20 protein-coding genes and 1 other annotated feature are annotated in these 21539 nt (G+C 56.9%); of the genes, 11 read left to right on the plus strand and 9 right to left on the minus strand.

The genetic code is table 11. The features are described 5' to 3' along the window. The first annotated feature begins 10 nt into the window (after positions 1-10). From dnaX to htpG, 4 genes are all read left to right on the plus strand, one after another. Complete coding sequence (dnaX, locus tag NR302_RS05225) at positions 11-1990, plus strand: DNA polymerase III subunit gamma/tau (protein ID WP_154153574.1); 1980 nt, start codon at positions 11-13, stop codon at positions 1988-1990. Beyond that, positions 1332-1393: a sequence feature (DnaX frameshifting element), on the plus strand. (Overlaps the previous gene by 62 nt.) Positions 1991-2040: 50 nt before the next feature. Then, entirely contained in the window at positions 2041-2370 is a 330-nt protein-coding gene (locus NR302_RS05230; RefSeq protein WP_008103874.1) for a YbaB/EbfC family nucleoid-associated protein, read from the plus strand. Then, positions 2370-2975, plus strand: coding sequence for a recombination mediator RecR (gene recR / locus NR302_RS05235; protein WP_008103873.1), 606 nt, complete (start codon positions 2370-2372; stop codon positions 2973-2975). The genes NR302_RS05230 and recR overlap by 1 nt, the downstream gene beginning before the upstream one ends. 99 nt (positions 2976-3074) lie before the next feature. Then, entirely contained in the window at positions 3075-4949 is a 1875-nt protein-coding gene (htpG, locus tag NR302_RS05240) for a molecular chaperone HtpG (protein WP_258144718.1), read from the plus strand. Between the two features lie 53 nt (positions 4950-5002). Here htpG and NR302_RS05245 read toward each other — a convergent pair whose 3' ends face one another. Next, the gene (locus NR302_RS05245) at positions 5003-5872 is read right to left on the minus strand and encodes a LysR substrate-binding domain-containing protein (protein WP_008103869.1); all 870 of its coding nucleotides are present in this window, start codon (positions 5870-5872) and stop codon (positions 5003-5005) included. A gap of 188 nt (positions 5873-6060) precedes the next feature. On the opposite strand from NR302_RS05245, the gene NR302_RS05250 reads away from it, so the two are divergent. From NR302_RS05250 to NR302_RS05265, 4 genes are all read left to right on the plus strand, one after another. Beyond that, a complete protein-coding gene (locus NR302_RS05250; RefSeq protein ID WP_258144719.1) occupies positions 6061-6891 on the plus strand; it encodes a DUF6024 family protein in 831 nt (276 codons plus the stop codon). Between the two features lie 151 nt (positions 6892-7042). Further along, a complete protein-coding gene (gene adk / locus NR302_RS05255) occupies positions 7043-7687 on the plus strand; it encodes an adenylate kinase (protein ID WP_008103865.1) in 645 nt (214 codons plus the stop codon). 122 nt (positions 7688-7809) lie between these two features. Further along, on the plus strand, positions 7810-8769 hold the full coding sequence (hemH, locus tag NR302_RS05260) for a ferrochelatase (RefSeq protein ID WP_154153565.1): 960 nt from the start codon (positions 7810-7812) through the stop codon (positions 8767-8769). Between the two features lie 58 nt (positions 8770-8827). Further along, positions 8828-10129, plus strand: a complete 1302-nt coding sequence (locus NR302_RS05265) for an inosine/guanosine kinase (protein WP_008103861.1) — start codon at positions 8828-8830, stop codon at positions 10127-10129. 47 nt (positions 10130-10176) lie between these two features. Here the strand turns inward: NR302_RS05265 and ybaL are convergent, their stop codons facing one another. Beyond that, positions 10177-11865, minus strand: a complete 1689-nt coding sequence (gene ybaL, locus NR302_RS05270; protein ID WP_154191792.1) for a YbaL family putative K(+) efflux transporter — start codon at positions 11863-11865, stop codon at positions 10177-10179. A 445-nt stretch (positions 11866-12310) separates the two neighbouring features. Between ybaL and ushA the strand changes: the two genes are divergently transcribed. Further along, positions 12311-14065, plus strand: coding sequence for a bifunctional UDP-sugar hydrolase/5'-nucleotidase UshA (ushA, locus tag NR302_RS05275; RefSeq protein WP_308713782.1), 1755 nt, complete (start codon positions 12311-12313; stop codon positions 14063-14065). 53 nt (positions 14066-14118) lie between these two features. On the opposite strand, the gene NR302_RS05280 is transcribed toward ushA, so the two are convergent. Beyond that, positions 14119-14550, minus strand: coding sequence for a multidrug/biocide efflux PACE transporter (locus NR302_RS05280; RefSeq protein ID WP_008103853.1), 432 nt, complete (start codon positions 14548-14550; stop codon positions 14119-14121). Positions 14551-14640: 90 nt separating this feature from the next. On the opposite strand from NR302_RS05280, the gene NR302_RS05285 reads away from it, so the two are divergent. Next, entirely contained in the window at positions 14641-15510 is an 870-nt protein-coding gene (locus NR302_RS05285; protein ID WP_008103852.1) for a LysR family transcriptional regulator, read from the plus strand. On the opposite strand, the gene ybaK is transcribed toward NR302_RS05285, so the two are convergent. From ybaK to copA, 4 genes are all read right to left on the minus strand, one after another. Beyond that, the gene (ybaK, locus tag NR302_RS05290; RefSeq protein ID WP_008103849.1) at positions 15507-15986 is read right to left on the minus strand and encodes a Cys-tRNA(Pro)/Cys-tRNA(Cys) deacylase YbaK; all 480 of its coding nucleotides are present in this window, start codon (positions 15984-15986) and stop codon (positions 15507-15509) included. The two genes, NR302_RS05285 and ybaK, sit on opposite strands and share 4 nt — an antisense overlap. Positions 15987-16015: 29 nt before the next feature. Next, a complete protein-coding gene (locus NR302_RS05295; RefSeq protein WP_258144720.1) occupies positions 16016-16192 on the minus strand; it encodes a hypothetical protein in 177 nt (58 codons plus the stop codon). A 64-nt stretch (positions 16193-16256) separates the two neighbouring features. Then, positions 16257-17057 (minus strand): TraB/GumN family protein, encoded by an 801-nt coding sequence (locus NR302_RS05300; protein WP_008103846.1) that lies wholly within the window; start codon positions 17055-17057, stop codon positions 16257-16259. Positions 17058-17125: 68 nt separating this feature from the next. Next, positions 17126-19636, minus strand: coding sequence for a copper-exporting P-type ATPase CopA (gene copA, locus NR302_RS05305; protein WP_258144721.1), 2511 nt, complete (start codon positions 19634-19636; stop codon positions 17126-17128). Positions 19637-19731: 95 nt separating this feature from the next. Between copA and cueR the strand changes: the two genes are divergently transcribed. After that, positions 19732-20148, plus strand: a complete 417-nt coding sequence (cueR, locus tag NR302_RS05310) for a Cu(I)-responsive transcriptional regulator (RefSeq protein WP_258144722.1) — start codon at positions 19732-19734, stop codon at positions 20146-20148. Here the strand turns inward: cueR and NR302_RS05315 are convergent. Together NR302_RS05315 and NR302_RS05320 are read right to left on the minus strand one after the other, a co-directional pair. Continuing rightward, entirely contained in the window at positions 20124-20585 is a 462-nt protein-coding gene (locus tag NR302_RS05315) for an NfeD family protein (protein WP_008103840.1), read from the minus strand. The genes cueR and NR302_RS05315 overlap by 25 nt on opposite strands. Next, entirely contained in the window at positions 20582-21496 is a 915-nt protein-coding gene (locus tag NR302_RS05320) for an SPFH domain-containing protein (RefSeq protein WP_008103839.1), read from the minus strand. Before NR302_RS05320 ends, NR302_RS05315 begins: the two co-directional genes overlap by 4 nt. Positions 21497-21539: the final 43 nt, after the last annotated feature.

Here is a 21539-nt window from a genome sequence, read left to right on the forward strand (position 1 = left end):
TTGAATCCACATGAGCTATCAGGTACTTGCGCGAAAATGGCGTCCCCAGGCCTTCGCTGACGTAGTCGGTCAGGAACATGTGCTGACTGCGCTGGCTAACGGGTTGTCACTGGGACGAATCCATCATGCTTATCTCTTTTCTGGCACCCGCGGCGTGGGTAAAACCTCGATCGCCCGTCTGCTGGCGAAGGGCCTTAACTGTGAAACCGGCATCACGTCAACGCCGTGCGGACAATGCGACAACTGCCGCGAAATCGAGCAGGGCCGCTTTGTCGATCTGATTGAGATCGATGCCGCCTCACGCACCAAAGTTGAAGACACGCGCGATCTGCTCGATAACGTGCAGTACGCGCCCGCGCGTGGTCGCTTCAAGGTCTATCTGATCGATGAAGTGCACATGCTGTCGCGCCACAGCTTCAACGCGCTGCTGAAAACGCTGGAAGAGCCGCCATCGCACGTTAAATTCCTGCTGGCGACCACCGATCCGCAGAAGCTGCCGGTGACGATTCTGTCACGTTGCCTGCAATTCCATCTTAAAGCGCTCGACGTTGAGCAAATCCAGCAGCAGCTGGCGCATGTGTTGCAGCAGGAGCAGATTGCTGCCGAACCGCGCGCGCTGCATCTGCTGGCGCGCGCCGCTGACGGCAGTATGCGCGATGCGCTGAGCCTGACCGACCAGGCGATTGCCATGGGGCAGGGCAGCGTAACGCGTGACACCGTGGCACAAATGCTCGGCACACTCGACGACGAACAGCCGCTGGCGCTGATTGAAGCGCTGGTGGAGGGGCAGGGCGAACAGGTGATGGCGCTGCTGAATCAGGCCGCATCGCGCGGGGTGGAGTGGGAAGCGCTGCTGGTTGAGATGCTGCGTTTGCTGCACCGCATTGCGATGGTGCAGCTGTTACCGAGCTCGCTCAGTGAGGACGATCTTAGCCAGGCCGATCGCCTGCGTGAATTAGCGCGCGTGCTGCCACCGGCTGATGTACAGCTCTATTACCAAACGCTGTTGATGGGACGTAAAGATCTGCCGCTGGCACCGGATCGGCGCTTAGGCGTGGAGATGACGCTGCTGCGTGCGCTGGCCTTCCATCCGCAGGCAACGATTGCCGAGCCGGTGGCGCGTCCCACCTTGACGCCACAAGCTGCTCCGCAGGTTGCGGCGCCGCAAGCCTCACCAAAAGCCGTGCCCGCTCCGGCTGCGCAGCCGCAGATGGCACCGCCGAACCATGACGCGCCGCCAATGTCGGATGATTATCCAGACATGCAGCCTGCGCCCGATCCGTTACCCGACTCCACCAGCCAGTTGTTACAGGCGCGAACGCAGTTGCTGCGTCAGGGAGCCGGCAAAGCAAAAAAGAGTGAGCCGGCAGCGCGTTCCGCGCGGCCGGCGAATCCGGCGCTGGAACGTCTCGCTAGCGTCACTGAACGTGTGCAACAACGTGCGTCTGAACCCACGGTAAAAGCTCCGGCTAAACCGGAAGCCTATCGCTGGAAAACGCAGCTGCCGGTTGAGGTTAAAGCGGAGCCGGTGGCGACGCCAAAAGCCTTGCGTTCGGCACTGGAGCATGAGAAAACGCCAGAGCTGGCGCTGCGTCTGGCGGAAGAAGCCCAGCAGCGCGATGCGTGGGCCGCAGAAATCGCCGCGCTGACGCTGCCGAAACTGGTGCAGCAAGTGGCGCTCAATGCGTGGAAAGAGGTGGGCGAGAATGGCATTACGCTGCATCTGCGCAGCAGCCAGCGCCATCTGAATTCTGCATCTGCCAAGCAAGCGCTGGCGGACGCGTTGAGTCAGTCTGCCGGTCAGCCGGTTGAATTGACCATTATTGAAGACGATAATCCTACGGTATTGACGCCACTGGAGTGGCGCCAGGCCATTTATGAAGAGAAGCTGTCGCAGGCGCGGCAGTCGATCGAAAGTGATACCCATATTCAGACATTGCGTCGATTCTTCGATGCCGATTTGGATGAAGAGAGTATTCGACCGGTGTGAACATGCTGCCGCGCGTCAAATGCGCGCAGCCCCAGCAGAGAGAGAAAACTATGTTTGGTAAAGGCGGATTGGGCAACCTGATGAAACAGGCCCAGCAGATGCAAGACAAAATGGCCAAAGTTCAGGAAGAGATCGCCGCGATCGAAGTGACCGGTGAATCAGGTGCTGGCTTGGTTAAAGTAACCATCAACGGTGCGCACAACTGCCGTCGTGTCGAAGTCGATCCAAGCTTGCTGGAAGATGACAAAGACATGCTGGAAGATCTGATCGCTGCGGCCTTCAACGATGCGGCACGTCGTATCGACGAAACGCAGAAAGAGAAGATGGCTGCGGTCTCTTCAGGTATGCAGCTGCCACCTGGCTTCAAGATGCCGTTCTGATGCAAACCAGTCCACTGCTTGAATCTTTGATGGAGTCGTTGCGCTGCCTGCCGGGCGTTGGCCCGAAGTCGGCGCAGCGCATGGCTTTTCAGCTGTTGCAGCGCGATCGTAGCGGTGGCATGCGTCTGGCGCAGGCGTTGACCCGCGCCATGTCGGAAATTGGCCACTGCGCCGATTGCCGTACCTTCACCGAGCAAGAAATCTGCACCATCTGCGCCAATCCGCGTCGTCAGCAAAACGGCCAGATTTGCGTGGTGGAGAGCCCGGCAGATATCCACGCCATTGAGCAGACCGGCCAGTTTGGCGGCCGCTACTTTGTGCTGATGGGCCACTTGTCACCGCTGGATGGCATTGGTCCACAGGATATCGGTCTGGATCGGCTGGAGCAGCGTCTCGAGCGCGAAACCTTAACCGAAGTGATCCTCGCCACCAATCCCACGGTGGAAGGGGAAGCCACGGCCAACTACATCGCCGAGCTGTGCGGACAATATGGCGTTGATGCCAGCCGCATTGCGCACGGTGTGCCGGTTGGCGGTGAGCTGGAAATGGTCGATGGCACCACGCTGTCGCACTCGCTCGCCGGACGCCACAAGATTAATTTCTAATCACTTGCCGATGTCTTCGCAGACATCGGCTTGAAATCCTGCCCTTCATCCCCATTTCTCTCTCAACGTATCATCAACCCCGATTCAGTTGAGGTAGCAATGACCATGAAAGGACAAGAGACGCGTGGCTTCCAGTCAGAGGTAAAACAACTTCTGCACCTGATGATCCATTCGCTCTATTCAAATAAAGAGATTTTCCTGCGCGAGCTGATTTCCAACGCTTCAGATGCCGCCGACAAACTGCGCTTCCGCGCGCTGTCGACGCCCGATCTGTATGAAGGCGACGGCGACCTGCGCGTACGTATCTCGGTCAACCCGGAAAACCGCACGCTGACGCTCAGCGATAACGGCATCGGTATGCGCCGTGATGAGGTGATTGAGAACCTCGGCACCATCGCGAAATCCGGTACCAAATCCTTCCTCGAATCCATGGGCTCCGACCAGGCGAAAGACAGCCAGCTGATCGGCCAGTTCGGCGTGGGCTTCTACTCGGCGTTCATCGTGGCGGATAAAGTCACCGTGCGCACCCGCGCCGCTGGCGCTAAAGCCGATGAAGCGGTGTTCTGGGAATCTGCCGGCGAAGGCGAATACACGCTGGCGGAGATTGAGAAAGCCGATCGTGGTACCGAAATCACGCTGCACTTCCGTGAAGGGGAAGACGATTTTCTCGATGCGTGGCGCGTACGTAACGTGATCAGCAAATACTCCGATCACATCGCGCTGCCGGTCGAAATCGAAAGCAAAGACGAAGAGAGCGACACCATCACCTGGGAAAAGATCAACAAAGCCCAGGCATTGTGGACGCGTAACAAGTCCGAGATCAGCGACGACGAGTACAACGAGTTTTACAAACATATCGCCCATGATTTCAGCGATCCGGCGATCTGGAGCCACAACCGCGTGGAAGGTAAGCAGGAATACACCAGCCTGCTGTATCTGCCATCACGCGCGCCGTTTGACATGTTCAATCGCGACAGCAAGCACGGCCTGAAACTTTACGTGCAACGCGTGTTCATCATGGACGACGCCGAGCAGTTCATGCCGAACTACCTGCGCTTCGTGCGTGGTCTGATAGATTCCAACGATCTGCCGCTGAACGTATCGCGTGAAATCCTGCAGGACAGCCGCGTGACCCAGAGCCTGCGCGCCGCGCTGACCAAGCGTAGCCTGCAGATGCTGGAAAAACTGGCGAAAGACGACGCAGAAAAATATCAGCAGTTCTGGAAAGAGTTCGGTCTGGTGCTGAAAGAGGGCCCGGCAGAAGACAACGCTAACCAGCAACAGATTGCCAAACTGCTGCGCTTTGCCACCAGCCAGAGCGAAGGCGCCGAGCAGACCATTTCGCTCGACGACTACCTGACGCGCATGGTGGAAGGTCAGGATAAGATTTATTACATCACCGCCGACAGCTATGCCGCCGCGAAGAGCAGCCCGCATCTGGAACTGTTCCGTAAGAAAGGCATCGAGGTGCTGCTGCTCTCCGATCGCATCGACGAATGGATGATGAGCTACCTCACCGAGTTCGACGGCAAAACCTTCCAGTCAGTCAGCAAAGCGGATGATTCGCTGAGCAAACTGGCCGACGAAGAGACCGAAGAACAGAAAGAAGCGGAGAAAGCGCTGGAGCCGTTTGTTGAGCGTGTGAAAACGCTGTTGGGAGAGCGTGTGAAAGAGGTGCGTCTGACGCATCGACTCACCGACACGCCAGCGATCGTCACCACCGATGCCAACGAAATGACCACGCAAATGGCGAAACTGTTTGCCGCAGCGGGTCAGGACGTGCCGGAAGTGAAGTACATCTTCGAGATCAATCCGGATCATACGCTGGTGAAACGCGTGGCCGACACCCAGGACGAAACGCGCTTTGCCGAGTGGGTTGAGCTGCTGCTGGATCAGGCGCTGCTGGCCGAGCGCGGTACGCTGGACGATCCAAACCAGTTTATCCGTCGCATGAACCAGTTGTTGACGGCGTAATCGCACCAAACCCGTAAGGTCGCCATTCATGGCGACCTTTTTATTATCTGCTCTTAAATCTGTGCCTGATCCCGCAACCAATCGCGAAACAAGGTAATCTCCGCATCGTGCTGGCGCGAAGTCTTGGTCATCATCAGAGTGGCGCGATCAACACGCACAAAGCCCAGCGGCGCAATCAAGGTGCCGTCACTCAACTCCTGACGCACCAGCAAGCGCGGCGCCATAATCACGCCCAATCCATTTCTCGCCGCCTGAATGCCTAACGTCAAATTATCGAAATGCTTGCCGATCCAGTAATTGCCGCGCACGCCGCTGGTTTTCGCCCATTCGGCCCACGCATGCAGCCGCGTATCGGCGTGCAGCAACGGCAGCGAGGCGAGATCCTGCTCGCTCTGAAAACGGGCAGCAAACTGCGGGGCGCACAGCGGGCCGATGTAATCATCGCTGATCAAAGTGGCATCAATATCGTCATCCGGCGACTGCTCGGCGCTGAGGATCAGCACATCGGTGTGCTCGCTGCGCAGTTGGTCGATCTCCACCAGCGACTGAAACTGCACTTCTATATCGGGATAGCGCTGATAAAAGCTGGCAATACGCGGAATCAGCCATTGCGAGAGAAAGCTGGGCGCGCAGGAGACGCTGAGGTGATGGCGCATGCCGGTACGGATGCTTTCGCAGGTAGTTGAGAGTTCGCTAAAAGCTTTCTGACAGCTCACCAGCAAACGTTCACCGTGTGAGGTTAATTTGACGCGTCCATTGGTGCGCACAAACAGCGGCTTCCCCATCCAGCTCTCCAGTTGTCGAACCTGATGGCTAATGGCGCTATGGGTGACATGCAGACGTTCGGCCGCAACGCTAAAACTGCTATACAGTGCCGCCTGGTGGAAATAGTGCAGTGCACGTAACGATGGAAGCGCGGTCATACTCGTCCCCTGTGTAAAAACCTAACAGGGATTGTCAGTTTATATCATTTTAATGTCCAGCCGCATTGGCCTAACCTTTCCCCCAGATTCTGGCGGGTTGACGGCTCCGGCTCTCTGTGTTTCACGCCGACTATCACCGCAGGTTTCACCTCCCACACACAGCACAATAATAAGAGACCTATCACGCGATGGCTCCACAACTTGCTACTGCCAGGGCGGCGGCGGCGCGCGATAAGCTTCGCGGCTTGCTTTCCCGTCATTACCGGCTTGAAAATTACGATCTCTTCTTTGCACCCTCTTTGCATATCTCGCGGGTGCTGCTTTCCCAGCTGTTTCTCCGTCAGGAACAATCACGTAATCAAACGCGCTATGCCTCGCACCATCCGGTCAGCGAACTCAGCGTGCTGCACACTTTGCCGATGACGGCGGGCAACATTGCGTTAGTGGATCATGTCGATATGCAGCAAGGTCGTGTGCGGGCGCTAAGCGAATGCCAAAGCCACGGCGTTACCGATGCGTCGGAGTCGTTTGCCACGCAGTTGCACAAGCGGTTGGTGAGCGATGCGCGCCTGTTTGTTGCTCGCCTCGATCGTCACGCGGCATTATGCGGCGATCTGGTGTTGATCGCGTTGCGCACTGCCGATTTCAGCACGCTGGTGCGCAGCGAACTGCGGCTGTTTGAGCAAGGATTAGCGCTTCGTGACGCACCAGAACAGGCGCTGACGATGATCGAGGACAGCGAATGGCGTCCGTTCAATATTGCGATGGTGGAAAATATCGCACTCGACTCGCCTTTCATCCTGCATTCCATTCAGCAACCGGGTTTACCCTTTGCGCTTTTTCCGCTGCCGAACGGCCTCAATGCCAGTGAATTGCCGCAGGATATTCAGGTGTTGCCGCAACAGGCGCGTTTACGCTTGCGCGCCGACGTGCGCGGCGGCGTCAACAAACAGCTGAACGTCACGCCTGTACTGAAAAAACGTCTCAAAGACGCACTCATGCTTAGCCGTGATTCCTAAAAACGGGCACTCTGCTGGTATTTGCTGACAAAGCAGGTCAAAGTAGACCTTTCGTGGCGAGCGCGCCCGTTTCCTTGTGGTGCGCGGGCCATAATGGTATGTTCTTCGCCTTCTCAGATTGAACAATGCGATTCGCAAGGGGAATTACGCAATGCGTATTATTCTGCTCGGAGCTCCGGGCGCAGGTAAAGGCACTCAGGCTCAATTCATCATGGAGAAATACGGTATTCCGCAAATCTCCACCGGTGACATGTTACGTGCGGCAGTTAAAGCAGGTACGGAACTGGGCCAACAGGCAAAAGCGATCATGGATGCCGGTAAACTGGTGACTGACGAGCTGGTGATTGCGCTGGTTAAAGAGCGTATCGCGCAGGAAGACTGCAAAAACGGTTTCCTGCTCGATGGCTTCCCACGCACTATCCCGCAGGCTGACGCCATGAAAGAAGCGGGCATCAAGGTTGACTACGTGCTGGAGTTCGCTGTACCGGACGAGCTGATTGTGGATCGTATTGTTGGTCGTCGCGTACACACGCCATCGGGCCGCGTGTATCACGTCACTTACAATCCACCGAAAGTGGAAGGTAAAGATGACCTGACCGGCGAAGAGCTGACCACGCGTAAAGATGACCAGGAAGAGACCGTGCGTAAGCGTCTGGTTGAATACCATCAGCTGACCGCGCCGCTGATTGCCTACTACGGCAAAGAAGCGCAAGACGGCAACACTGAATATCACAAAATCGACGGCACGCGTCCTGTCGCTGAAGTGAGCACGCAATTGGCCACGATTCTCGGTTAATGCGTTGATAGGGCCGGTTGTCCGGCCCTTTTGCAGCAATTGCTTTCCCCTCCCTCGATTTCCGCTACAATTTCCCCCTGATTTTGCATTCGACCCATTCGTTTCGACATCAAGGAAATACAATGAGGCAAGAAAAGCCCGGGGTTTTGCTGGTTAACTTAGGCACACCAGACGCACCCACAACACCTGCGGTTAAACGCTATCTGAAACAATTCCTCGGCGATCCACGAGTGGTTGATACACCGCGCTTATTGTGGTGGCCGATTCTCAATTTCATCATCGTGCCTTTCCGTTCGCCACGCGTGTCGAAACTTTATGCTTCCGTGTGGATGGATGAAGGTTCACCACTGATGGTGTTCAGCAAGCGTCAACGTGACGCATTGGCGCAGCGCCTCGATATGCCGGTTGAACTGGGCATGAGCTACGGCCAGCCAAGCCTCGACAGCGCGTTAAAACGCTTGCTGGATCAGGGCGTAACCAAACTCATCGTGCTGCCGCTCTATCCGCAGTTCTCCTGCTCAACGGTTGCCGCTGTATGGGATGGCTTAGCCACCAGCTTCAAACCGCTGCGTTCACTGCCGGAAGTGGCGTTTATCCGCGATTACGCCGAGCATCCGGCTTACATCGCCGCACTGAAAGCCTCGGTTGAGCGCTCGTTTGCGCTGCATGGCGAACCGGATCTGCTGGTGCTGTCGTATCACGGCATTCCGCAGCGTTTCGCCAATGAAGGCGACGATTATCCGCTGCGCTGCAAAGACACCACCGACGCGCTGGCCGCGGCATTGGGTATTGCGCCGCACAAGATCATGATGACCTTCCAGTCGCGCTTTGGTCGCGAGCCGTGGCTGACGCCGTATACCGACGAAACCATGAAGAGTTTGCCGGCCAAAGGCATCAAGCACGTGCAGGTGATGAGTCCGGGCTTTGCCGCGGATTGCCTCGAAACGCTGGAGGAGATCAGCGGTGAAAACTGCGAGATCTTCCTGCATGCCGGCGGCGAAAAGTTCGAGTACATTCCTGCGCTCAACGACGATGCTGAGCACATTGAAATGATGGTTCAGCTGGTCAACGCGCGCCGTTAAGGGTGTGGCAGAGAGTGTGATATCATTCTCTGCCTGATTTTCCCTGACGGCACTCTCGATGAAATTTCCCGGCAAACGCAAATCCAAACACTATTTCCCCGTCAACGCGCGCGATCCGCTGCTGCAAGCAACGCAGCAAGAGCAGGAAGAGGGCAGTTGGGTGGTGGGTATCGACCAGACGCTGGTGGATATTGAAGCTAAAGTCGACGACGACTTTCTGCAGCGTTACGGCTTAAGCGCCGGTCACTCGCTGGTGATCGATGATGCTACCGCCGAGGCGCTCTACAACGAACTGATGCGTGAAGAGCTCATCAGCCATCAATTTGCCGGTGGCACCATCGGAAATACCCTGCATAACTACTCGGTGCTGGCGGATGATCGCTCAGTGCTGCTCGGCGTGATGTGCAATAACATCCAAATCGGCGGCTACGCTTATCGCTACCTGTGCAACACCTCCAGCCGCATGGATCTTAACTTCCTGCAGGGCGTTGATGGCGCGATTGGCCGCTGCTTCACGCTGATTGGCGAGCAGGGCGAACGTACCTTCGCCATCAGTCCCGGCTTAATGAATCAGCTGCAGGCCAACAGTATTCCGGAAGAGGTGATTGCGGGCGCATCGGCGCTGGTGCTGACCTCGTATCTGGTACGTTGCCAGCCGGGCGAACCGATGCCGGAAGCCACCTTGCGCGCCATCGAATACGCCAAAAAGCACAATGTGCCGGTGGTGCTGACGCTCGGCACCAAATACGTGATTCAGGATAACCCGCAGTTCTGGCGCGATTTCCTGCGCGATCACGTCTCGATTGTGGCGATGAACGAAGAAGAAGCCTTTGCGCTGACTGGTGAACAGGATCCGCTGCTGGCGTCGAATATGGCGCTGGATTGGGTGGATTTGGTGCTGTGCACCGCCGGGCCAACCGGTTTGTACATGGCCGGTTTCACCGAAGAAGAGTACAAACGTAAAACCAATCATCCGCTGCTGCCGGGCGCGCTGGCTGAGTTCAACCAATATGAATTTAGCCGCGCGATGCGCCACAAGGATTGCGATCAGCCGCTGCGCATCTTCTCGCATATCGCGCCTTATATGGGCGGGCCAGAGAAGATCATGAACACCAACGGCGCGGGCGATGGTGCGCTGGCGGCGCTGCTGCATGACATCACCGCCAACAACTTCCACCGCCAAAAAGTGCCTAACTCCAGCAAACACGGCCGCGCCTACCTGACCTATTCGTCACTGGCACAGGTGTGTAAATACGCAAACCGGGTAAGTTATCAGGTGCTGAACCAGCATTCACCGCGTCTGACGCGCGGCCTGCCGGAGCGGGAAGACAGCTTAGAAGAGTCATACTGGGACAGATAAAACGTAGGGTCGCCATTCATGGCGACCTTCCCAATGACCGCACTCACTTAAATCGGGCACTCACGCACAATCGGGTTCTGCGCAATCTCTTCTTCCAGCACATGCAACATGCTGTTGGCGATCTCACGTTCGCCCATTACCACGCGATTAGCACCGCGCTCCATAATGTAGGTCACTTCATCGTCATAATGCGCACGCGCAATAATCTCTATATCCGGACGCTTCTCGCGCGCCGCCGTCACCACTTCACCGGCTTCGTAGCCATTTGGAATGGTTAGCAGCAGCCAGCGGGCGCAGTCGAGGCGGGCGAGATCCATGGTATCGACGCGCGCCGCATTGCCCAGCACCGCTTTGATCCCTTGCTCGCGCAGCGCTTCAACGCGCGGACGGGAGTTCTCAACCACCACCAGCGGTACATCCGCTTCCAACAGTTTTTGCCCCAGCAGGCTGCCGACGCGGCCATAACCAACCAGCACCGCGTGATTGCAGATATCCACCGGAATCTGCTTCTCTTCTTCGATCGCTTCTTCCAGCGTCTGCTCTTCGATGGTTTCGGTTTTGTCGAGGTAACGTTCCAGCACGCTAAACAGAATCGGGTTAAGCATGATGGAAAGAATCGCCGCCGCCAGCACCAGATTGCGTCCTTCCTCGCTCAGCATGCCGAGCGAGATGCCGAGACCGGCCAGAATAAAGGCGAATTCACCAATCTGCGCCAGGCTCACCGAAATGGTCATCGCGGTACGACGAGAATGGCCAAGCAGCGTCACCAGCAGCCAGGCGGCAATGGATTTACCCAGTACGATAATCGCCAGCGCGCCCAATACAGCCAGCGGCTGTTCGATCAGGATCATTGGGTCAAACAGCATGCCGACGGATACAAAGAACAGTACCGCAAACGCATCGCGCAGCGGCAAGGTATCATGCGCCGCGCGGTGGCTGAGTTCAGATTCGTTCAGCACCATGCCGGCAAAGAAAGCGCCGAGGGCGAAGGAGACATCAAAGAATTCAACGGCGCCAAAGGCAATACCGAGCGCCAGCGCTAACACGGCAAGGGTAAACAGCTCACGCGAACCGGTCGCGGCGCTTTTTGCCAGAATCCACGGCACCACGCGACGGCCTACCACCATCATCAGCACCATAAAGGCGACGACTTTACCGATGGTCAGCAGCAGATCCCACAACAGCAGCGTTGGGCTAGCGTTGCCTTGTTCCAGCATGCCCGCAATCGCTGGCAGCAGCACCAGCGTCAGCACCATCACCAAATCTTCCACGATCAACCAGCCAATGGCGATTTGCCCGCGCTGGCTATCAATCAGCTGACGCTCTTCCAGCGCGCGCAGCAGCACCACGGTACTGGCAGTGGAAAGACACAGACCAAATACCAGACCGGTCATCCACGACCAGCCCATTGTCCAGGAAAGCCCCATTCCCAGCAGCGTTGCCACGGCGATTTGCGCGATGGCGCCGGGAATGGCGATAGACTTTACCGACATCAAATCCTTCAGCGAGAAATGCAAACCGACGCCGAACATCAGCAGAATTACGCCGAGTTCAGCCAGTTCTGGAGCAAGATTGGTATCCGCAACAAAGCCTGGCGTGAAAGGGCCGGCCAATACGCCAGCTAATAGGTAACCGACGAGCGGTGAGATGCGCAGGCGGTTTGCCAGCATACCAAGGAGAAATGCGAGGACCAGCCCCCCGACAATGGTAGTGATCAACGGTGTGGTGTGATGCATGCCTGTCTCCTTGTGTGCAAATGTATCCGCTTGTAACAACCTAGTGTAATGCACAATCACTGACCGCGTTTAAACATTTGAGCGGTAAAAACGCACTAAATTGAAAAAATGAGACTAAAACGCAGCTGAAGCTCCATTTTCGTCAGTTATCTCACTATATCGGCTGGAAATACGCAGAATGAAGGGTGGCGCGGAAAAATAGTTGCGACGGGAAACTGGCTTCGCAGCAGGTGTTGTTGCGGTTAAAGCGGTCCTAAGTCGATAAAGTCGCCGCCAGGCGTAGAATTGGGTTATCCAATGAAGCGCCAGGCGGTTTTGCAGCTTGTTTGATTGATGCTTTGCCAGTTTCATCTTGAGTTAGCCTGCCATCTGTGCGAAACAGAAGGGCGATAACGCACATTAAGTCCACCGCTCAGTGGAAAAACGCAGAATAAGGAGATCGGCTTTGTTTTTATCACCGCGAAAGGGGCGCTGGCTGGCGCTGACAGTGTTACTGCTGCCGATGCTGGCGCAGGCGTGGCAAACGGATCGCAGTTATCGTTTTAGTATTCTGCACACCAACGATCATCACGGTCGCTACTGGACCAACGCGCAGGGCGAATATGGCCTCGCTGCGCAGAAAACGCTGATGGATCAACAGCGCTATGATGTGCAGGCCAAAGGTGGCGGAGCGCTGATCCTGTCGGCGGGCGATGTGAACACCGGCGTGCCCGAGTCAGACATGCTGGATGCTGAACCCGACATTCGCGGCATGAACTTGGTGGGCTATGACGCCATGGCGTTGGGTAATCACGAATTCGATAAACCGCTTAGCGTGCTGCAAAAGCAGCAGAAGTGGGCCAAGTTTCCTTTCCTTTCGGCCAACATCTATCAAAAAGGCACCGACACACGCTTATTCAAGCCGTGGGCGACCTTTAACCGCATGGGGCTGAAGATTGCGGTGATCGGCCTGACCACCACCGACACGCTGCGTATCGCCAATCCAGAAAATATTGCGACGATAGATATTCGCGATCCGGTGAAAGAGACCGAAAAAGCGGTGGCGGAATTACGCGCCAGCGAAAAGCCTGACGTAATCATCGCGCTGACGCACATGGGCCATTACGACGACGGCCAGCACGGCAGCAATGCGCCGGGTGACGTGGAGCTGGCGCGCAGCCTGCCGCCGGGCACCATCAACGTGATCATTGGTGGCCATTCGCAGGATGCGGTATGCATGGAGAAAGAGAACGTCAGCTTAAAAGATTATCAGCCGGGCCAGCCTTGCCAGCCGGATCGTCAAAACGGCGTGTGGATCATGCAGGCGAAAGAGTGGGGCAAATTTGTTGGACGCGGCGACTTCACCTTCCGCAATGGCGAGCTGACGCTGGAGAATTACCAGCTGATCCCGGTTAACCTCAAGCACAAAGTGAAGAATCTTGATGGCAGCGAATCCTGGCTCACCTGGCAGGAACAGATCCCCCCGAACAGCGCGATGATGAAGCTGTTAACGCCTTTCCAACTGCGTGCCGGCAAGAAGCTGGATGTCAAAGTCGGCAGCAGCGACGGCGTGTTTGTCGGCGAGCGCGACAAAGTACGCTTCGAGCAGACCAATCTTGGGCAGCTGATTTTGCGCGCGCAAATGGCGGCAACCAAAGCGGACTTTGCGGTAATGAGCGGCGGCGGCATTCGTACTTCGCTGGCCCAGGGCAATCTCAGCTGGCGCGATTTGCTGCAGGTGCAGCCGTTCGGCAATCAGGTGGTCTCAGTTACGCTGAGCGGCAATGAACTGCTGAGTTATCTGGCAACTGTGGCCAACATCAAAGTGGATTCCGGCGGCTTCGCGCAGTTCAGCAACATCAGCCTGGTGGCGGATGGCAAAGGCGTCAGCGACGTGAAGATTAACGGCGAACCGCTGCAAAAGGATAAAACCTACCGCATGGCGACCAACAGCTTTAACGCCAGCGGCGGCGACGGCTATCCGAATATTGAAACTCATGCCGGTTTCAGCAACAGCGGGCAGCGCGATGCGGATGTGCTGCGTGACTACGTCAGCCAGCATTCGCCTTTAAAAGTGAGTGATTATCAACCGAGCGGGATTGTGCATCTGACTGCAGCGCAAATTGAAGAGCGCAACAAAGCGCAGGAGAAGCAGCGCAAGCCAAGCTATCCGCAGATGATTCTGGCGTGGATCTGGCCGCGCGCCGCACAGCAACATTGAACTCTGCACACGTAGGGTCGCCATTCATGGCGACCTCTTTCGAAATGAGCACCTCAAGCCTGACAGGATTTCTGCGTCACCCAACGGTGGCGCAACTTATCCCACATCCAGTTGTAAACCATGGTGTAGGGCAGGAAGAACAGGAAGAACGCCACTTCCAGCACAAAGGCTTCCAGCAGTGAAATATTCAGCATCCAGGCGGCAATCGGCAAGCCAATCAGGATAAACCCGCCTTCAAAACCCAGCGCATGCATCGCGCGCAAACCAAATCCGCGTTTGACCTGCGGCGGCCAGATACGATCAAAACCGCTGTTATAGATCATGTTCCACAGCATGGCGACGGTCGACAGCATAATCGCCAGCGCGCCCATCTGAAACAGCGGTTTCTCCATGATCCAGGCAGCCAGCGGCGCAACAGTGATAAGTGCCAACCCTTCAAAGCCTGCGGCATGACAAAAACGTTCTTTCAGCGAACGGGTACGCATATAAACCTCCTTATTAGTGATAACCCGCATTTTCGCACTGTGTGATGCTAAGATAAAATGATCACCTATCGATAAAAGCGATGGTTCACCATGAAGTATTCCCCGGAATCCCTTGAAGCGTTTGTACAAACCGTGGCCAGCGGCTCCTTTTCGGCGGCGGCGCGCGCGTTGGCTAAAAGCCAGTCCACCATCAGTAACGCGATCGCGAATCTGGAAGATGATCTCGGTTTCACGCTGTTTGATCGCAGCGGACGTAATCCGGTATTAACCGAATATGGTCAGCGCGCCTTTGCGCAGGTTCAGCAAATTCTGGCCGCCAGTCAGCGACTGGACGAACTGGCAGAATGCCTTACCGATGGCGTCGAGCCGCGTCTGAGTCTGGCAATTTCCGACTTTTGGCAAGCCGATCATCACGTCACTTTGCTCACCCGTTTTGCTGAGCTTTATCCCGAGATCGCCTTCGAATGCATGATCGCCGAGGATGAAGATGTACTCGATCTGTTACAGGCTGGACGCGTGCATCTTGGCGTGGTGCGGGCGCAGCCGAAGCTGCCGACCGATTTGGCGATGGCGCGTTTACAGGTTGGCGCGCAGATGGCGATCTATCTGCATCAGGATCATGTTTTATCGCAGCTGGAGCAGGTGAGTGACGAGCAGCTAAGCCAATTACGTCAGCTGCGGCTCAATACCTGGGTGCAAAATCGCGACCCTTTGCCCGCCGGACGCGTGTGGTCGGCGCCATCTTATTTGTTGCTGTTGGAGATGGCAGAGCAGGGTTTTGGCTGGAGTATATTGCCGCGCTGGCTGGTGGAGCAGTTTGGGCATCAGGTGTTGAAGGAGTTGCCGGTGCCGGGCTGGCCGCAGCATATTGCGGTTGATGTGGTGTGGTCACGACGTAATCCGCCGGGACCGGCCGGGCGCTGGATGATCGATCAACTCTGCGCCCAGCAGCCCGATTAATCGCGCCGCGCGATGTCGGCCAGCGGCGCGTCCAGCAGGCGAGACAAATCTTGTGCCGCCAACTCCAGATCCAAGCCGCGTTTGCCGCCGGAGATAAAGATGGTGGCAAACTCCGCCGCTTGCTGATCGATCACCGTTGGCAGACGTTTTTTCTGTCCTAACGGGCTGATGCCGCCCACCAGATAACCGGTTACGCGCTGTGCCAGCTGCGGATCGGCCATATCCGCTTTCTTCGCGCCCAGCGCTTTGGCGACCTTTTTTAGATCCAACTGAGTTGAGACTGGCGTCACCGCAACCGCCAGCGCTTTAGCATCGCCGTTGAGCGACACCAGCAAGGTTTTGAACACCTGACGCGCATCCAGATTCAGCTTACGCACCGCTTCATCACCAAAATTGGTTTCATGGCTATCGTGGTCGTACGGATGCAGGGTAAAGGTGACTTTTTGTTTTTCCAGAAGTTTTACCGCAGGCGTCATGATCGGTCCTTGTTAGGAAAATTCTTATTTCAGTTTTGATGGAAAAACAGTGGCGAAATTCTGAACTTTGCGCGAGAATTGGCCCGCGCCAGCAAGAGATTGTTGGTGATAACCAAAATCATAAACAAATTCCTCTTTGACGGGCCAATATCATTATTGGCCTTCTTTTTTTGTATTTTGAGCACATCTGGAATGTAGGTCGCCATTAATGGCGACCCTACGGATGTTTGGTGTGTTTTTGTAGGGGCGCCATTTATGGCGACCAATACGTTAACCCTTCAGCAAATCCGGCAGATTATCATCGCCATACAGATGTAACGCGCCCACCGCCACCACATAACGACCTTTCGGTAACGCCAGCAGCAACTCGCGCCAGTGCTGATTTCGGTTGCGCATCAGTGTGTCGTTCAATTCACTGCTAAAAGTGGTGGGCAACGCCACGGGTTGCTGCGTCGGCGGCGCATCCAGCCACCAGCTGATCATGGTTTGCAGCAGGCGCGCGTTGGTGTGCCAATGCTCCAGCGTATCCAGTAACAGCGGCAAACCATCCTGCGGCAGCGATTTGAGCAGGGCGATCTGCGTTTCCGGACCTTCCAGCTCGATAATGCGTTTGTTGGCCGCTTTGGCCGCCTGCAACAGCTGATAATCGATACCAAACTGCGGACGCAATCCCAGCCGCTGCGCCTGTTGCGCCTGCAACATCAGCGCGATCTGCCAGAACGGCAGCGTATCGAACAGGCTCAATGACAGCGAAAGTTCATCGCATAAGGCCTGCAGACGCTGTAGCACCTCGTCGTCGAGCCGCATGGCCAGCGGCGGATGTTCATCATCATTGCTGAACGGCGATCCGCCTTGAGTGATATCGGCTTCGACGATCAGCGCATCGGCTTTATGCAGCTGGCGCAACAGCCCGGCAGGCAGCGGCTGCATATCGCGCGTGCCCATGTGAATACTGCCCGCCAGATGCAAACGACGATCGCCCAGCTGAATATCCATCGCCGGCCAGCTGTAGCTGGCCGGGAAAAGGGTCGCGATCCGTTGTTGGATGCTGTGCCACAGACCGTGTCTCATTCCCTGTCCTTTTTAAGGCAAAAAACCATGCTAGCGATTTCATCCGATGAAAAACAGGGCTGTAATGGCTATTGCCGTTGCGCGGGCTTAAAGCGCAACAAACGGTTGGCGTTGCTCACCACGGTAATTGATGACAGCGCCATCGCCGCGCCCGCGACAATCGGGCTCAGCAGCACGCCGGTAAATGGATAGAGCACGCCCGCCGCAATTGGAATTCCCAGGCTGTTGTAAATAAAGGCACCCAACAGGTTTTGCCGCATATTGCGCAGCGTGGCGCTGGAGATCGACAGCGCATCGGCGACGCAGTGCAGATCGTTTCGCATCAACGTCATGGCGGCGGTTTCTACTGCCACATCGCTGCCGCCGCCCATGGCAATGCCGACATCGGCTTGCGCCAGCGCGGGCGCATCATTGATGCCGTCGCCGACCATCACCACTTTGCGGCCTTGCTGCTGAAGCTGCGTAATCGCCTGCGCTTTGCCATCCGGCAACACGCCGGCAATCACTTCATCAATACCGGCTTCGGCGGCAATCGCCTGCGCGGTTTTCTGGTGATCGCCGGTCAGCATAATCAGGCGATAACCTTGCTGATGCAGACGCTGCAGCGCCGCTTTGCTCTCGGGACGCAAGCTGTCACGCAGCGCGATCAATCCCAGTAGCTGCTGATTATCGGCCAGCAGCACCGGCGTTGCGCCTTGCTCGGCGAAGCGTTCGATGTCGGCCTGCGCGGCGCGATAATCAATCTGCTGCTCATCCAGCAGCGCCTGATTTCCCAGCAGCAGCGTTCTGTCGGCCACTGTAGCGCTGATACCTTTGCCGCGTATTGTACGAAATTGCTTAACCGCTTCGGCGTTCACCGCTGGCGCAGCATCGAGAATGGCTTTAGCCAGCGGATGGCTGGAGCCTTGCTCCATCTGCGCCGCCGCGCTGAGCACCTGTTCGCGATTCCAGTCGCCATACAGCACCACATCAGTGACCTGCGGTGTGCCGCGTGTCAGGGTGCCGGTTTTATCAAACACAATGGTATCGACTTCGCTGGCCCGCTGAAGCGCATCGGCGTCACGCACCAGCACGCCCAGCTCAGCGGCGCGTCCGACGCCTGCAATCACCGACATCGGCGTGGCTAAACCCAAAGCGCAAGGGCAGGCGATGATCAGCACTGTCGTCACAATCACCAGCGTGTAAGCCAGCTGCGGCTGCGGACCCGCCAGATACCAAATCAAACCACTTAGCAGCGCAATCGCCACCACCACCGGTACAAATACCGCAGAGATGCGATCGGCCAGTCGGCCAATATCCGGTTTGCTGCTTTGCGCCTGGCGCACCAGATTGATGATGCGCGCAAGCCGGGTGTGGCTACCGGTGGCGCGCGCCACAAAGTGCAGCGTGCCGTCTTGCACCAGCGTACCGGCAAAAATTTTATCGCCCGGCTGTTTGGCCTGCGGCACCGCTTCACCGGTCAGCATCGCTTCATCCAGCCAGGCTTCGCCGCTGGCGACGTCACCGTCCACCGGCACGCGATCGCCGGTCACCAGTTTCAGCGTCATGCCGGACTCAACTTCGCTGAGTGGCAGCAGCGTTTCACCTTGATCGCTAATGACCCGCGCCTGCGCCGGGGTTAAATCCAGTAATCGTTCCAGCGCCTTCGAGGCGCGCTGGCGTGCGCGCTGCTCCAGCGCGTGGCCGAGATTGATCAGACCAACGATCATCACGCTGGCTTCGAAATAGAGATGACGCGCCTGATGCGGGAAGAATTCGGGCCATAGTGCAACGCTCATCGAATAGAGCCACGCCGCGCCGGTTCCCAGCGCCACCAGCGTATCCATGGTGGCGGTACCGTGACGCAAACTGCGCCACGCGCTGCGGTAGAAGTGCCCACCAGCAATCACCATCACCAGCAAGGTGATGACGCCAAGCGTGCGCCACAGTGTTTGGTTATCTGCGCTCAGCATCATGTTGTCGCCGAGCATGCCCCAAATCATCATCGGCACGCCGAGCAGCAATGCCAGCGCCGATTGCCAGCTAAAGCGACGCATGGCTTGCTGCGCGCTGACCTGCTGGCGTTCGCGCCGGGTTTGTTCGTCATCGATCACTTCAGCGGAATAACCGGCCTGATCGACAGCGCTCACCAGCGCTTCGGCGCTTGCATCGCCGATGATCAGCGCGCTGCGCTCACCGAGATTCACGCGTGCCTGGCTGACGCCCAACACCTTTTGCAGCGCCTGTTCCACGCGACTCACGCAGCTGGCGCAGCTCATGCCTCCAATCAGTAAGTGATGCACCGCTTCAGTGGATGGTGCCGGTTGCGACTCCGTTGTCAGCGCCTCCGGCGGCGGCTCTGTAGCTGTCAACGGATCAGGCTTTGGGCTGGTTGCGCCGTCTTTCAGCACCGCGTGATAACCGGCTTGTTCAACCGTCGCGATCAGATCGCTGGCGCTCGCCGCGCCGGTGACGCGCGCTTCTTGCTGCGTGACGTCAGCCTGTTCAACATCGCTGCGCTGCTCCAGCGCTTCTTTGACGCGTTTAACACAGTGGCCGCAGGACAAGCCGTCCAGCGCCAGCAGTTGGGTATGTGACATGGTTAACTCCTCAGGTAATGATTTTGACTGCATGCAAAAATTGCATTAGAACTAAAGCCTAAACCTTCCCCTGAATGGAAGGTCAAGGGGGAAAAATGAACATCAGCGATGTGGCAAAAAAAACCGGACTCACCAGCAAAGCGATCCGCTTCTACGAGGAGAAGGGCGTGGTGACGCCGCCGTCGCGCAGTGACAATGGCTATCGTCATTACGCGGCGCACCATATTGATGAGCTGAATCTGCTGCGTCAGGCGCGTCAGGTGGGATTTACGCTGGAAGAGTGCCGTGAACTGGTGACGCTGTTCAACGATCCCGAGCGCCACAGCGCCGATGTTAAAGCGCGCACCTTGCAGAAAGCCGACGAGATTGCTGCGCACATTGAAGAGTTACATGCGATGCGCGCGCGCTTGCTGGAGCTGGCGGAAGCTTGTCCCGGCGATGACAGCGCCGAGTGCCCGATCATCAATCATCTTGCCGGTTGCTGCCATCAGGCCGATGGAAAGCGTGGCTGAATCATCAGCGTAATGCCGACTACGCCGGTGACAATCACTGGCGTGCCCGCTGGCAGATCGCTATCCGCCTGCACGCGCCAGCTGCTGTCGCCAATACGCACGTGACCAAGGCCATTTTTCAGCGCGTTATCCAGTGTCAGCTGCATGCCCATTAACTGATTGCCGCGCTGGTTAAGCGTGTTGGCAACCTGCGACGATTCGCGATAGCGCATCCAGCGATGCCAGAAAAACGCGCTGAGCAGCGTCATCACCGCAAACACAATGCCCTGGCTGGTCCATGATATGGGAAACAACCATTCGATCAGCGCCACCGCGACGGCGGCCAAGCCACTCCACAGCAGATAACCGCTGGTGCCGAGCATTTCGGCGGCCAGCAGCAGGCCGCCCAACGTCAGCCAGAACCAATGTGGATGCGCAATCAGCTCCATCAGGATCATGGTCGGCGCTCCGTCCGGCTCTCCTTCAGCAACTCACTGATACCGGCAATTGAACCGAGCAGGCTGCTGGCGTCCAGCGGCATCATCACCACTTTGCTGTTGTTGGCTTCGCCAATTTTTTGCAGCGCGTCGGTGTATTTCTGCGCCACGAAGTAGTTCACCGCCTGAATATCACCGGCGGCTATCGCTTCTGAAACCATGCGCGTCGCCGTGGCTTCCGCTTCCGCCTGACGCTCACGGGCTTCGGCTTGCAGGAAGGCGGAGGTGCGTTCACCTTCCGCTTTGAGAATCTGCGATTGCTTGTCACCTTCGGCGCGCAAAATCGCCGCCTGACGTACCCCTTCGGCGGCAAGGATATCGGCGCGCTTGGTACGTTCCGCCTTCATCTGCGCGTTCATCGCGGCGATCAATTCCTGCGGCGGGCGCACATCGCGGATTTCGATACGGGTGATTTTCACGCCCCACGGATTGGTGGCTTCATCGACAATATGCAGCAGACGCGTGTTGATGTTGTCGCGCTGCGACAGCATCTCATCCAATTCCATGCTGCCGAGCACGGTGCGGATATTGGTCATGGTCAGATTGAGGATCGAGAGTTCAAGATTGCTGACTTCATAGGCGGCGCGCGCCGGATCGACAACCTGGATAAAGCACACCGCATCAATGGTGACGTTGGCGTTGTCTTTGGAGATGATTTCCTGAGAAGGGATATCGAGCACCTGTTCCATCATATTGATTTTACGACCAATACGATCCATGAACGGCACAAGCAGATTGAGGCCAGGCTCCAGCGTTTTGGTATAACGGCCAAAGCGCTCTACCGTCCACTGATAACCTTGTGGAACAATTTTTACACCGGCCCACACGGTAACGAGTGCGAGCACAATGATGACGGGAATTACCGTTAACATATAACCTCCTGGCTGTCAGATTGTCGGGCCGAGTCGTTCGGCC

This window comes from Pantoea sp. SOD02, assembly GCF_024707505.1.
Taxonomy (GTDB): Bacteria; Pseudomonadota; Gammaproteobacteria; order Enterobacterales; family Enterobacteriaceae; genus Pantoea; species Pantoea symbiotica.